The 14,040-nt window shown below is 59.5% G+C and carries 11 protein-coding genes; 9 read left to right on the plus strand and 2 right to left on the minus strand.

Annotation, left to right across the window (positions count from 1 at the left end):
- Positions 1-22: 22 nt before the first annotated feature.
- Entirely contained in the window at positions 23-1,213 is a 1,191-nt protein-coding gene (gene uxuA, locus CPH57_RS13010; protein ID WP_046687523.1) for a mannonate dehydratase, read from the minus strand.
- A gap of 291 nt (positions 1,214-1,504) precedes the next feature.
- Between uxuA and CPH57_RS13015 the strand changes: the two genes are divergently transcribed.
- Positions 1,505-2,977 carry a mannitol dehydrogenase family protein gene (locus tag CPH57_RS13015; protein WP_046687524.1) on the plus strand — a complete coding sequence of 491 codons (1,473 nt, stop codon included), beginning with the start codon at positions 1,505-1,507 and terminating at the stop codon, positions 2,975-2,977.
- Positions 2,978-3,038: 61 nt separating this feature from the next.
- Here the strand turns inward: CPH57_RS13015 and CPH57_RS13020 are convergent, their stop codons facing one another.
- Positions 3,039-3,347 carry a type 1 fimbrial protein gene (locus CPH57_RS13020; RefSeq protein ID WP_004935734.1) on the minus strand — a complete coding sequence of 103 codons (309 nt, stop codon included), beginning with the start codon at positions 3,345-3,347 and terminating at the stop codon, positions 3,039-3,041.
- Between the two features lie 319 nt (positions 3,348-3,666).
- Here CPH57_RS13020 and CPH57_RS13025 point away from each other — a divergent pair, with 319 nt between their 5' ends.
- The 8 genes from CPH57_RS13025 to yejF all read left to right on the plus strand — a co-directional run bounded on the left by CPH57_RS13025 (position 3,667) and on the right by yejF (position 14,032).
- A complete protein-coding gene (locus tag CPH57_RS13025) occupies positions 3,667-4,641 on the plus strand; it encodes a GTP-binding protein (RefSeq protein WP_033652532.1) in 975 nt (324 codons plus the stop codon).
- Between the two features lie 77 nt (positions 4,642-4,718).
- Positions 4,719-5,429 carry a phosphatase PAP2 family protein gene (locus CPH57_RS13030; protein ID WP_033643814.1) on the plus strand — a complete coding sequence of 237 codons (711 nt, stop codon included), beginning with the start codon at positions 4,719-4,721 and terminating at the stop codon, positions 5,427-5,429.
- Positions 5,430-5,839: 410 nt separating this feature from the next.
- Positions 5,840-6,415: a bifunctional murein DD-endopeptidase/murein LD-carboxypeptidase gene (gene mepS, locus CPH57_RS13040; RefSeq protein ID WP_033643815.1), complete on the plus strand. Its 576-nt coding sequence runs from the start codon at positions 5,840-5,842 to the stop codon at positions 6,413-6,415.
- 391 nt (positions 6,416-6,806) lie between these two features.
- Complete coding sequence (locus CPH57_RS13045; RefSeq protein ID WP_033643816.1) at positions 6,807-8,393, plus strand: cyclic di-GMP phosphodiesterase; 1,587 nt, start codon at positions 6,807-6,809, stop codon at positions 8,391-8,393.
- 89 nt (positions 8,394-8,482) lie between these two features.
- Positions 8,483-10,294 carry an extracellular solute-binding protein gene (locus CPH57_RS13050; RefSeq protein ID WP_033643817.1) on the plus strand — a complete coding sequence of 604 codons (1,812 nt, stop codon included), beginning with the start codon at positions 8,483-8,485 and terminating at the stop codon, positions 10,292-10,294.
- A gap of 9 nt (positions 10,295-10,303) precedes the next feature.
- Positions 10,304-11,398 (plus strand): microcin C ABC transporter permease YejB, encoded by a 1,095-nt coding sequence (locus tag CPH57_RS13055; RefSeq protein WP_033643818.1) that lies wholly within the window; start codon positions 10,304-10,306, stop codon positions 11,396-11,398.
- A complete protein-coding gene (locus CPH57_RS13060) occupies positions 11,395-12,420 on the plus strand; it encodes an ABC transporter permease (RefSeq protein WP_042785062.1) in 1,026 nt (341 codons plus the stop codon). The genes CPH57_RS13055 and CPH57_RS13060 overlap by 4 nt, the downstream gene beginning before the upstream one ends.
- Before the next feature lies 1 nt (position 12,421).
- Complete coding sequence (gene yejF, locus CPH57_RS13065) at positions 12,422-14,032, plus strand: microcin C ABC transporter ATP-binding protein YejF (RefSeq protein WP_060660447.1); 1,611 nt, start codon at positions 12,422-12,424, stop codon at positions 14,030-14,032.
- The last annotated feature ends 8 nt before the right edge of the window (positions 14,033-14,040 follow it).

Consider the following 14,040-nt stretch of genomic DNA (forward strand, 5'->3'; position numbering starts at 1 on the left):
CTCGGCCCCGTTTCCTTTTCCGCTACGGCAATTCCGGGAAAAAGCGCCGCTTGAGCGCCAGCTCGACGCCGCGCAGCTCCGCCAGCCCTTTCAACCGCCCGATGGCCGAATAGCCCGGATTGGTTTTCTTTTTCAAATCGTCCAGCATCTGATGCCCATGATCGGGGCGCATCGGGATCGGCCGCCGATCGCCCGCCCGCTGCCGACGCAGTTCTTCGGTCAGGATCGCTTCGATCACCGCCACCATGTCCACATCGCCCTGCAGATGCGCCCCCTCGTGGAAGCTTTTCGGGTTTTCCTCGCGGCAGGTGGCGCGTAAGTGGGTAAAGTGAATGCGATCGCCGAAGGTTTCAATCATCCGCACCAGATCGTTGTCGGCGCGCACGCCGTAGGAACCGGTGCATAGGGTGAAGCCGTTATGAATACTGTCGACGGTCTGCTTCAGCCACTGCATGTCTTCGATCGTGGAGACGATGCGCGGCAGGCCGAGGATCGGCCGCGGCGGATCGTCGGGATGCACCGCCAGCCGGATGCCGGCCTCTTCCGCCACCGGCACGATGGCGCGCAGAAAGACCGCCATGTTTTCGCGCAGCTGCGCCTTGTCGATGCCGTCGTATTCCGCCAGGCGGCGGCGGAACTGCTCCAACGTATAGCCTTCTTCCGCCCCCGGCAGCCCGGCGATGATATTGCCCGTCAGCGTGGCTTTCTCCTCCTCGCTCATGGCGGCGAAATAGGCCGCCGCCTGACTACGCTCTTGCGCCGTATAGTCCGCCTCGGCGCCGGCGCGTTGCAGGATATGCAGCTCGAACGCAGCGAAGGCGATTTGATCGAAACGCAGCGCTTTGGCACCGTCCGGCAGCGAATAGGCCAGATCGGTGCGCGTCCAGTCGAGGATCGGCATGAAGTTGTAGCAGACGGTGTCGATGCCGCAGGCCGCGAGGTTGCGCAGTGACTGCTGGTAATTGGCGATGTACCGCCGCCAGTCACCGCTGTGGGTTTTGATCTCTTCATGTACCGGCACGCTCTCCACCACCGACCACACCAGCCCCTTTTCCGCCAGCAGCGCCTGCCGCGCGCGGATCTCGTCGATCGGCCAGACTTCGCCGTTCGCAATATGGTGCAGCGCCGTGACCACCCCGGTCGCCCCAGCCTGACGCACGTCATCCAAAGAGACCGGATCGTTCGGGCCATACCAACGCCATGTTTGTTCCATGTTGTGTCCTTATGCCTGTCTCGCATCGCGATGTTGTTATACCAGTTTAATTTAGATGTCAGCTAGCTTTAACTTACTCTTTCGCCGTGCGCTGTCAAAATTGAACCGTTCATTGGTTGATCCGCTTCACGATTCTGGCTTATTTTGGCCTGACCAATTCCCTTAACCTGCCGATAACTTTAGACTGGTGGCAGTTTTTTATCGCCGGCCCCCGCTGCCCTTGCGTCGGCAAACTGGTCCGCTAACTTGACGCAAGTGGCCCGCCAGCTGTCTACTCGCTTTGGAGATGAGATGAATACGATCGCCAACACCCCGCTGCCGGGCGCCGTCCGGCAACCGAATTATGATCGCCGGGCCCTGCGCAGCCGCATCGTGCACCTGGGTTTCGGCGCGTTCCACCGTGCGCATCAGGCGCTGCTGACCGATCGGGTGTTGAACGCCCAGGGCGGCGACTGGGGCATTTGCGAGATCAGCCTGTCCGGCGGCGTGCCGCTGTTTCAGGCGCTGCGGCAACAGGATCATTTATACAGCGTGCTGGAGAAAGGCGCGGACGGCCATCAGGCCCTGGTGATCGGCGCAGTGCATGAGAGCGTGCACCGCAAGCTGGAGGGCATCGCCGCGGTGTTGGAGAAGCTGGCCGAGCCGCAGGTGGCGATCGTCTCGATGACCATTACCGAAAAGGGCTACTGCATCGAACCCGGCAGCGGGCGGCTGGATCGGCGGCATCCGGGGATCGTCGCCGATCTGGCGGCGCCGCATCAGCCGCAGACCGCGCCCGGCATTTTGGTGGAGGCGCTGCGGCTGCGGCGTGAACGCGAGCTGCCCGCCTTCACCCTGCTCTCCTGCGACAATATTCCGGAGAACGGCCACGTCCTGCGCCGGGCGGTGCTCGATTTGGCGCAGGCGCGGGATCCGTCGCTCGCCGACTGGATAGCCTCCGCCGCCACCTTCCCCTGCACCATGGTCGATCGCATCGTTCCGGCCGCCACGCCGGCCACGCTGGATGAGATCGCCGCCGCGCTGGGCGGCGTGCGTGACGAATGCGCCATCGCCTGCGAGCCCTTCATTCAATGGGTCGTGGAAGACAATTTCGCCGCCGGACGCCCGGCATGGGAGCTGGTCGGCGCCCAGTTGGTCCGCGATGTGCTGCCGTTTGAGCATATGAAGCTGCGCATGCTGAACGGCAGCCACTCGTTCCTGGCATATCTCGGTTACCTGGGCGGCTACCGCTATATCAACGAGTGCATGGCGGACGAGCACTACCGCCGCGCCGCACAGCGGCTGATGCTGTGCGAGCAGGCCCCAACCCTGAGCGTCACCGGCATCAGTCTGCCCGACTACGCCGCGCAGCTTATCGCGCGCTTCAGCAATCCGGCGCTGCAACACCTCACCTGGCAGATCGCCATGGACGGCACGCAAAAGCTGCCGCAGCGCCTGCTGGACGCCGTGCGCTGGCATCTGCGGCACGGCGGCGACTATAGCGGGCTGGCGCTGGGCGTGGCGGGCTGGATGCGGTACGTCGGCGGTGTCGATGACGCCGGCCAGCCCATCGACATTCGCGATCCGCTGGCAGATGTCCTGCAACAGACGATCGCCGCCACTCCGGACGATCGGCGGCGCGTAACGGCGCTCCTGGCGCTGAAATCGGTGTTTGGCGAACAGCTGGCGACGCATGCCGCGTTTACCGAGGCGGTGACGCAAGCCTATTTGTCACTGCGCGATCGCGGTGCGCGTGAAACGGTGAAGGAGTGGGTGAAGCGGTGAAGTGCCTGCAGGCTGAGAATAACCATGCCGACGTAACGTTACGCCGGCATGGCGGAACGACTTAACGATAAACGACCGTCATAACAGCAAGTTTCTTCTGTTGGTCTACCCACTTCATTTCGGTTGTGCCAAGATTCAGCGGAAGTTCTTTGCGTGTAGTATCAAAACCTGACAACGCTTGCTGGGCCTGATAATGCTGGCCGTTGCGGTAACATTGCGTATTCGCCTTAGAATCTGCAATCTTGACCGTGCAAGGACTTTCAACGATAGAGCCGACGAAGCGAATTACCCCGCCGGCCACTCCTGCCTGACTCACTGCCGTCCATGAAAACAACATTCCTACGATCAAAAATAACCGAAAGGTATTCATGGCAACCTCATTTTTAGTTAAGCCAATTTAACCATAGAGGATCTTGTTCGGAATAATCGCAAGGAAAGGGACGAGATTTGATCGTTAATCGCGTCATTAACAATGTAAAAACAAGCTACTAACAAAAGTTAACCGTATCTAATACAGGGTTTTATCTAAGAGTTTTCTTGCAAAGAAAAGTGGATTTTGCCGGTTGAAAAGCGCAGGGTGGCGTGCAAAATTTGCGAGGTAGAGCACAAATTAAATCGCGCTCGCCGCCGCGACCGCGCAGAATCGCTCATTTATTAGGCAGGTTGATTTTTGCACCCAGGAATGATTAATGACTAAAACCAATCTGATTACCGGCTTCCTCGGCAGCGGTAAAACCACCGCCATCCGCCATTTGCTGGCCCATAAGCCCGAGCATGAACGCTGGGCGGTACTGGTCAACGAATTCGGCGAAATAGGCATCGACGGCGCGCTGCTGGCGGACAGCGGCGCGGTGCTCAAAGAGATCCCCGGCGGCTGCATGTGCTGCGTCAACGGCCTGCCGATGCAGGTGGGTCTGAATATGCTGTTGCAGCAGACCAAACCGGACCGGCTGCTGATCGAGCCGACCGGGCTCGGGCATCCGAAGCAAATCCTGTCGCTGCTGACCCAGGAGAGCTATGCCGGCTGGATCGATCTGCAGGCCACGCTGTGCCTGCTGGATGCCCGTCAACTCAGTCAGCCCCGCTACCGCGACAACGAAAACTTCCGCGATCAGCTGGCCGCGGCCGACGTTATCCTGGCCAGCAAAAGCGATACCTATCGGCCGGAAGACAGACGGGCGCTGGAAGCCTGGACGGCGCAAGATCCGCTGCAGCGGCCCTGCTACGCCATCGCGCAAGGTGAGGCGGATGTCGCGTTGTTGTCGCTTCCTCGCACAAATCGTACAGAATTACCGGACGCACGACATCATCATGGTCAGGCGAAAACGCAGGGACTGGCGGCGTTGCGGCTGCCGGAGAACGCGCGTTGGCGGCGAGCGCTGAACGAAGGGCAAGGCTTCACCAGCTGCGGCTGGATTTTTGACGGCGACACCCGGTTCGATACCGTCGGCTTTATGGAATGGGTGCGGCTGGCGCCGGTCGAACGTGCCAAAGGCGTGGTGCGCATCCCCGAAGGCACGTTGCTGATCAATCGCCAGGGCCAGGATCTCAACATCGAAACCCGCCCGAACGCGCCGCTCGACAGCCGGGTTGAACTGATCCACAGCGAAAATGCCGACTGGAACGCCCTGCAATCCGCCTTGTTTAAGATTCGTTTAAGTTAAACCCCGTACCGTTGCCCCCCGGTTGCCGCAGGGCGGCCGGTTTTGTTTCGTTTTCATTTTTCCAACAGGTTTATGTCATGACACGCCGCAATTTACCCTTCATTCTCTTCTTCAACTTACTGGGCGTTGCGCTGTTTCTGTCCTGGTTCCTGCCGGCCAATCACGGCGGCTGGTTTACCCTGGATTCGGCGATCTTCTTCTTCTTTAACCGCCATCTGGCTACCGACCCGGCATTTTTGCACCTGGTCGCCATCACCAACAACCGCGCGTTCGATGTGATTTCACTGCTCGCCATGGGCCTGCTGTATTTGTACTTCTACCTGAAGCAGGACGCCGCCGGCCGCCGCCGTCTGGTGATCACCGGCGTGGTGATGCTGCTGACCGCCGTGGTGCTGAATCAGCTTGGCCACCTGCTGCCGGTGAAGCATCCGAGCCCCACCCTGACCTTCGACAATATCAATCGCGTCAGCGCATTGACCGGCATCCCCACCAAGGACGCCTCCGGCGACAGCTTCCCCGGCGACCACGGCATGATGCTGATTATTTTTTCCTGCTTTATGCTGCGCTATTTCGGCCGCGGCGCCTTCGCCGTCGCCCTGCTGATTACGCTGATCTTTTCATTGCCACGCGTGATGATTGGCGCCCACTGGTTTACCGATATCGCCGTAGGCTCGCTGTCCGTGGTCTTGGTTGGCGCCAGTTGGGTGCTGATGACGCCTTGCAGCGACTGGATTATCGAACGGTTGAATCGCCTGTTGCCCGGCAAGCACCGCCCCGGCCAACCATAACTTACGTCTATGAGTCATTCCGGGAGGCGCCCGCCTCCCGCGTTTTATCCCCTCGCGATGCGCAAAATTTCTCCGCCCCCCGTTAACGCTTTTGCAACCTGATTTCACGCCAGATTCATACATCGGACAATTGGCGTTTTTTATATGAAGATTTACATTATGTTACATCACAAATTCATATAAAAAAGACCGGAAAAAGACTCGCAATCCCCTATTTGTTCCGGTAATCTCAGATGCGTTTGTGCCTGGTTTAAGTCGAATCAGTACGGAATCCGATAAAAATGTGCGTTCCCGCACGTTTTCAACGGTAACTGATTGTCGATGCAACAGGTGCGGACTAGGCTCGTTTCGTTTGGCATTTTTCAGGTAGCGACTTTCGTCGTTAAGGACTTCAAGGGAAAACAACAACAATGGTCAAATCTCAACCGTTTCTGAGATATTTTTTGCGGGTAGTCCCTGCAATTGCCGCTGCGGTTATGCTGTCAGCGTGCAGCTCGACTCACACTTCGAACTTGAGTAACGCACAAACTGAGATGCGTGCAGTTAATGACAAAGACGGTCTTTTACTGCAAGCCTCTCAGGATGAATTCGAAGCGATGGTCCGCAACGTTGACGTCAAGTCAAAGATTATGGATCAGTACGCGGACTGGAAAGGCGTTCGCTACCGTTTAGGCGGTGACACCAAGCGCGGCATCGATTGCTCGGCGTTTGTACAGCGCACCTTCCGCGAACAGTTCGGCATGGATTTACCGCGTTCTACCTACGAACAGGAAGATCTCGGTAAGAAAATCCAGCGCACCAAACTGCGCGCCGGCGATTTGGTGCTGTTCCGCGCCGGTTCTACCGGGCGCCATGTCGGCATCTATTTAGGCAACGATCAGTTCGTTCACGCTTCTACCAGCAGTGGCGTCATGATTTCCAAGCTGACCGATAACTATTGGAATAAACGTTATCGAGAAGCGCGCCGAGTGTTGACCAACGGCTGACGGCGCAACGCCCTGAAGATCCTGAATACCAAACGAGCGATAAACGCCGCCTACGGGCGGCGTTTTTTTTGGCTGTCGAACGAGAGCCACCGGGGCTGAGCCAGGCCTTATCGTCACCTCACACCATTATTTTGATAAACTGCCGGCCGGAAATCGCGCCGACGAGGAAAAACTCGCCTATTATCGTCAGATGACGGCAACGGCGCGCCCGGCGTTATTTAAAACGTTTCCGCTTAATAGGTGCATTATATTTCTGTCGGCGACGCCTTGTATTTAAACGCGTCGCCGGTTGGGTACGGGATAAAAGGCAAAAAATGAAAAAAAAGCCGTTGGCACAATCCATTAAATGGCTGCGCGACACGCCTGACGCCCCGTTGCAGAGGTCTCGGTTATGGGCTTGAAAAGGGCGTTCTCTCGCAGCGTGTCGCACCGACAGCGCAGTCTGGCCAAAAGCGTTGTCGCCGCCCTGCTATTTTTTACGCTATTCACCGCGGTCACACTTTCTTTGATCAACCACCAGCGCACGCAATATCAACACAAGGTTGAAGCGCGTACGCAAAAATTCGCGCTGGGTTATATCTCGCACCTGACGGATGTCATGCAAAAAATGATGCCGCTGCTGGACAAACCCTGCCTCTCAAGCCAGTCGGACATCACCTATCAGGCGGCCTTTACCAGCGGCGTACGCACCTTCCTGCTGGTGAAAGACGGTTACGCCTACTGCTCCTCCGCCACCGGCGACATGATGCTGCCGATGAAAAACCTGTATCAGGACATCGATACCCACCTGCCTTTGGATCTGAAGCTGCAGCAGGGCACGCCGATCGTGCCGGACAAGCCGGCGGTCGCGGTTTGGCTGCGGCATCCTGGCGCATCGGCGACCGGCATCCTCGCCACGCTGGACATCAATTTGATGCCCTACCTGCTGTTCACTTCGCATGACGAGCAGGCGCCGGGCATCGCCATCGTGATGGGCAACCGCGCGCTGACCACCTTCAGCCCGAACCTGATGCCGATCGCGCAGTTGCCGCAAGACAAGGCGGACACCCTGACGCTGCCCAATCTGCCGCTGAGCATCCTGTTCTACAACGAGAAACTGACGCCCAACGATATTCGCCTGACGCTGCTGGGCAGCCTGGTGCTGTCGCTGATGATCGGCGTGCTCTGCTACTACATGCTGCTGTTGCGGCAAAGCCCGGAGCGCGCGCTGCTGCGCGGCATCAAGCGCAACGAGTTCTTCATCGAATATCAGCCGGTGTTCCATACCGGCAGCAACAGCATCGGCGGGCTGGAAGCGTTGATCCGCTGGCAGCATCCTATCGAGGGCCGCATTCCCCCGGATGTCTTTATCCCGTACGCCGAAAGCAACGGGCTGATCGTGCCGCTCACCCGCCATCTGTTCAGGCTGATTGCCGAAGATGCGCCGCAGCTCGCCAAGGCGCTGCCGCGGGGAGGCAAGGTCGGCCTCAATATTTCCCCCGCCCACCTTAGCGCGCCGTCATTCCATCAGGACGTGTATGAACTGTTGGCGCAGCTGCCGGGCGATTACTTTACGCTGGTGTTTGAAATCACCGAACGCGGCATGGTGGAAGAAGAGAGCGCGCTGGCGGAGTTCGACTGGCTGCATAAACAGGGCATCGAGATCGCGGTGGACGATTTTGGCACCGGCCACAGCGCGTTGATCTATCTTGAGCGTTTCACCATGGATTACCTGAAGATTGATCGCGGCTTCGTCAACACCATCGGCCAGGACACCGTCACCGCACCGGTGCTGGATGCGGTGATTTCGCTGGCGAAAAAGCTGAAAATGCTGACGGTGGCCGAAGGCGTGGAAACCGCCGAGCAGATGCAGTTCCTGCAAGAACGCGGCGTTAACTTCATGCAGGGCTATTACTTCAGCAAGCCGCTTAGCATCGCTAATTTCCTCGCTTACTGCAATGCTCATCAGGTCTTTGATTATCAGGAAAAAAATAGTTAATCTTTAAGCATCTTTACCCTGCGTCCGCCCGAAGAATGTTATGCTGGGCGCCGGTTGTACTTTATTCCACAGCAGGAGCTTACCGTCTGATGTCCGTGCGCATTTTCGCTGCTCTGGTGCTTTCGGCACTGAGCTTCGCCTCGCAGGCCGAAGCCCTCAACGAAAGCTACGCTTTCGCCCTTCTCGGTGAACCGAAATACGCCGCCGACTTCAGCCATTTCGACTACGTCAATCCGGCGGCCCCCAAGGGCGGCGACGTGCGCCTGGCGGCCATCGGCACCTACGATAACTTCAACCGCTTCGCTACCCGGGGCGTGCCCGGCGCGCGTACCGACGAACTCTACGATACTCTGTTCGCAACGTCCGACGACGAACCCGGCAGCTTTTATCCGTTGATTGCCGAATCGGCGCGCTTCCCGGCCGACATGCGTTGGGTGGAAGTGGATATCAACGCCCGCGCGCGTTTCCACGACGGCAGCCCGATCACCGCCGCCGACGTGGCCTTCACCTTCAGCAAATTCATGGCCGAGGGCGTTCCGCAGTTTCGCTCCTACTACAAAGGCGTCACGGTCAAAGCCATCTCTCGGTTGACGGTGCGCATTGAATTCCCGCAGCCGAACAAAGAAGCGATGCTGTCGTTATTCGGCAGCCTGCCTATTCTCCCGGCCGCCTTTTGGCAAAACCATAAGCTCAACGAGCCGCTCAACACGCCGCCGCTGGCCAGCGGCCCGTATAAAATCGGCGATTATCGCCTCGGCCAGTACATCACCTATCAACGGGTGCGCGACTACTGGGCCGCCAACCTGCCGGTGAACCGCGGCCGCTATAACTTCGACAGCATTCGCTACGATTATTATCTGGACGATAAAGTGGCGCTGGAAGCGTTCAAGGCCGGCGCTTACGATTTCCGCATCGAGCCGTCGCCCAAGAGCTGGGCCACCCAGTATCAGGGCGGCAACTTCGCGCGCAACTACATCATCAAACAGGACGAGACCAACCAGGCGGCGCAAAACACCCGCTGGCTGGCGTTCAACATCCAAAAACCGCTGTTTGCCGACCCGCGCGTGCGCGAGGCGATCACCCTGGCTTTCGACTTTAACTGGATGAACAAGGCGCTGTATTACAACGCCTATCAACGCGCCGACAGCTATTTCCAAAACACCGCCTACGCCGCCCGCGGCTATCCGGACGCCGCCGAACTGGCGCTGCTGGCGCCGCTCAAAGGCCAGGTGCCGCCTGAGGTGTTCACCAGCATCTATCAACCGCCCGCCTCCGACGGCAGCGGCAACGATCGGCAAAATCTGCTGAAGGCGACCCAACTGTTGCAAGAGGCCGGTTGGGTGGTCAAAAATCAAAAGTTGGTCAACGCCAAAACCGGCCAGCCGTTCGCCTTTGAGCTGATGCTGCTGAGCGGCAGCAACTTCCAGTACGTGTTGCCGTTCCGCCACAACCTGCAGCGGTTGGGCATCGATATGGCAATCCGCGAGATCGACGCCTCGCAATATACGCGCCGCATGCGCGAACGCGACTTCGATATGATGCCGACGGTGTACATGGCGATGCCGTTCCCCACCGCCAATTTACGCATCATTTGGGATTCGGAGTACATCAACTCCAGCTATAACACCCCCGGCGTCAAGGACCCGGCGGTCGACAGCCTGGTCAGGCAAATCGCTGAGCATCAGGGCGACGAAAAAGCGCTGCTGCCGCTCGGCCGCGCGTTGGATCGGGTGTTGACCTGGAACCGCTACATGCTGCCGATGTGGTACTCCAACCACGACCGCTACGCCTATTGGGACAAGTTCTCCACGCCGCCGATCCGCCCGGCCTACGCCATCGGCTTCGACAACTGGTGGTACGACGTCAACAAGGCGGCGCGCTTGCCGGCTCAACGGCAATAAGGAGTCGGCATGGCAGCCTATCTGATACGCAGACTGTTGCTGGTGATCCCTACGCTGTGGGCGATCATCACCATCAACTTTTTTATCGTGCAAATCGCCCCCGGCGGCCCGGTCGATCAGGCCATCGCCGCCATCGAACTGGGTCAGGGCAGCGGTTTCGGCAGCGGCGGGGTCAATGAAGGCCTGGGGCACGCCAGAGCCGGCGTCCCGGCCGCGACCGAAGGGCAATACCGCGGCTCGCGCGGCCTGGATCCGGAGGTGATCGCCGAGATCACCCAGCGTTATGGCTTCGATAAACCGCTGCACGAACGCTACTTCACCATGCTGTGGAACTACATGCGTTTTGACTTCGGCGACAGCCTGTTTCGCGGCGCTTCGGTGATGCAACTGATCGGCCAAAGCCTGCCGGTCTCCATCACGCTGGGCCTTTGGAGCACGCTGATCATCTATCTGGTGTCGATCCCGCTCGGCATCCGCAAGGCCGTCCACAACGGCAGCGCGTTCGATACCTGGAGCAGCACGCTGATCATTATCGGCTACGCCATTCCGGCGTTCCTGTTCGCCATCCTGCTGATCGTGCTGTTCGCCGGCGGCAGCTATCTCGACTGGTTCCCGCTGCGCGGCCTGGTCTCCAGCAACTTCGATACCCTCTCGTGGCCGGCGAAGATCGCCGACTATCTGTGGCACATCACGCTGCCGGTGCTGGCGACGGTGATCGGCGGTTTCGCCACCCTGACCATGCTGACCAAAAACTCGTTCCTCGACGAGATCCGCAAACAGTACGTCACCACCGCCCGCGCCAAGGGCCTGGACGAGAAAAAGATCCTGTACCGCCACGTGTTCCGCAACGCCATGCTGCTGGTGATCGCCGGTTTTCCGGCCACCTTTATCAGCATGTTTTTCACCGGCTCGCTGCTGATTGAGGTGATGTTCTCGCTCAACGGCCTGGGGCTGCTGGGTTACGACGCCACGCTGCAGCGCGACTACCCGGTGATGTTCGGCACGCTGTATATCTTCACCCTGATCGGCCTGCTGTTGAACATCCTCAGCGATATCACCTATACCCTGGTCGATCCGCGCATTGACTTCGAGGCCCGCCAATGAGCCGCCTTAGCCCGATCAATCAGGCGCGCTGGGCGCGTTTTCGCCGCAACCGCCGCGGTTACTGGTCACTGTGGATCTTTCTGGCGCTGTTCACGCTCAGCCTGGCCGCCGATCTTATCGCCAACGACAAACCGCTGTTGGTGCGTTATGAAGGCCGGCTATACCTGCCGTTTATGATCAACTACAGCGAAACCGCGTTCGGCGGCGAACTGAACACCGAAGCCGACTATCAGGATCCGTTCGTCCAGCGCCAAATCGACCGGCATGGCTGGGCGATCTGGGCGCCGATCCGTTTCAGCTACGACACGATCAACTTCGCCACCGAGGTGCCCTTCCCCTCCCCGCCTTCGCGCCATAACCTGCTGGGCACCGACAGCAACGGCGGCGACGTGCTGGCCCGCGTGCTGTATGGTTTTCGCATTTCGATGCTGTTCGGCCTGGCGCTGACGCTGTTTTCCAGCCTGATCGGCGTGTGCGTCGGCGCGACACAGGGGTATTACGGCGGGCGTTTCGATCTGTGGGGGCAACGCTTTATCGAAGTGTGGTCGGGCATGCCGACGCTGTTTCTGATCATTCTGCTGTCGAGCATCGTCCAGCCCAATTTCTGGTGGCTGCTCGGCATCACTATTCTGTTCGGCTGGATGAGCCTGGTGGGCGTGGTGCGCGCCGAGTTCCTGCGCACCCGCAACTATGACTATATCCGCGCCGCGCGCGCCATGGGCGTGCCGGATCGCGTGATCATGTCCCGCCACATGCTGCCCAACGCCATGGTGGCGACGCTGACCTTCCTGCCGTTTATCCTCTGCGGCTCGATCACCACCCTGACGTCGCTCGATTTTCTCGGCTTCGGTCTGCCGATCGGTTCGCCGTCGCTCGGCGAACTGCTGCTGCAAGGCAAAAACAATCTGCAGGCGCCGTGGCTCGGCATCACCGCCTTCCTGGTGCTGGCAGTGCTGCTGTCGTTATTAATCTTTATCGGCGAAGCGGTACGCGACGCCTTTGACCCCAGCAAGGCGCATTGATATGGCTACACCTCTGCTCGCCATCCAGGATCTCAGCATCGCCTTCCGCCAGGGCGACGCCGTCACGCCGGTGGTCAACGAACTCTCTTTGCAGATAGCCCCGGCGGAAACGCTGGCGCTGGTGGGAGAATCCGGCTCCGGCAAAAGCGTCACCGCCCTGTCGATACTGCGACTGCTGCCCGCGCCGCCGGTGGTTTACCCTGGCGGCGATATTCTGTTCAACGGCAACTCGTTGCTGCATGCGCCGGAGGCTGAACTGCGCAAGGTGCGCGGCAATCAGATCGCGATGATCTTTCAGGAACCGATGGTGTCGCTCAATCCGCTGCACACCATTGAGAAGCAACTGGCGGAAGTGCTGATGCTGCACCGCGGCCTGCGGCGCGAAGCCGCACGCGCAGAGATCGTCGACTGTCTGGAGCGCGTCGGCATCCGCCAGGCCAAAACCCGGTTGCAGGACTATCCGCATCAGCTCTCCGGCGGTGAACGCCAACGCGTGATGATCGCCATGGCGGTGTTAACCCGCCCGAAATTGCTGATTGCCGACGAACCCACCACCGCGCTCGACGTAACTATCCAGGCGCAGATCCTGACGCTGTTGCAAGAATTGAAACAAGAAATGAGCATGGGGTTGCTGTTCATCACCCATAACCTGAATATTGTGCGCCGTCTGGCGGACAACGTGGCGGTGATGCGTCAGGGCCGTTGCGTGGAGCAAAACGGCCGCGCACAGCTGTTCAGCCGGCCGCAGCATCCCTACACACGGCAACTGCTGGCCGCCGAGGACGTCGGCGAACCGCTGCCGCTGCCGGCCGCAGCCAGCGCGCGCCCCGGCGATGAGCGGCCGCTGCTCAAGGTGGAAGATCTGCAGGTGCGATTCCCCATTCGGCGCGGCCTGCTTCGCCGCACGGTGGACTATCACTATGCGTTGAAGTCATTGAGTTTCGAACTGCGCGCCGGAGAAAGCGTGGGGCTGGTGGGGGAATCCGGATCGGGTAAAAGCACCACCGGGCTGGCGCTATTGCGTCTGCTGGCCTCGCAGGGGGCCATCTGGTTCGACGGCGAACCGCTCCACCCGCTGACGATGAAACAAATGCTGCCCTACCGCAGCCGGATGCAAATCGTCTTTCAGGATCCGTATTCCGCCCTCAACCCGCGCCTGAACGTACAGCAGATCATCGCCGAAGGGCTGGAAGTGCACCAGCGGCTGAACGCCGAGCAGCGCGAACAGCGCGTGATCGAGGTGTTGCAGGAGGTCGGCCTGGATCCGCAGCTGCGCCACCGCTACCCCACCGAGTTTTCCGGTGGCCAGCGCCAGCGCATCGCCATCGCGCGTGCGCTGATCCTGCAGCCGCAGTTGCTGATCCTCGACGAGCCGACCTCTTCGCTGGATAAATCGGTGCAGGCGCAGATCCTGACGCTGCTGAAATCGCTGCAGCAACGCCACCGGCTGGCTTATCTGTTCATCAGCCATGACCTGCAGGTGGTGCGTTCGCTGTGCCACCAGGTGATTGTGCTGCGACAGGGAGAAGTGGTTGAGCAGGGAGACTGTCGGGCGATTTTCGCGGCGCCCGCAGCCGACTATACCCGACAACTGTTGCAGTTGGCGGATTAGCGGCGAAT

The sequence above is a fragment of the Serratia sp. JKS000199 genome (assembly GCF_900215455.1).
Lineage (GTDB): Bacteria > Pseudomonadota > Gammaproteobacteria > Enterobacterales > Enterobacteriaceae > Serratia > Serratia ureilytica.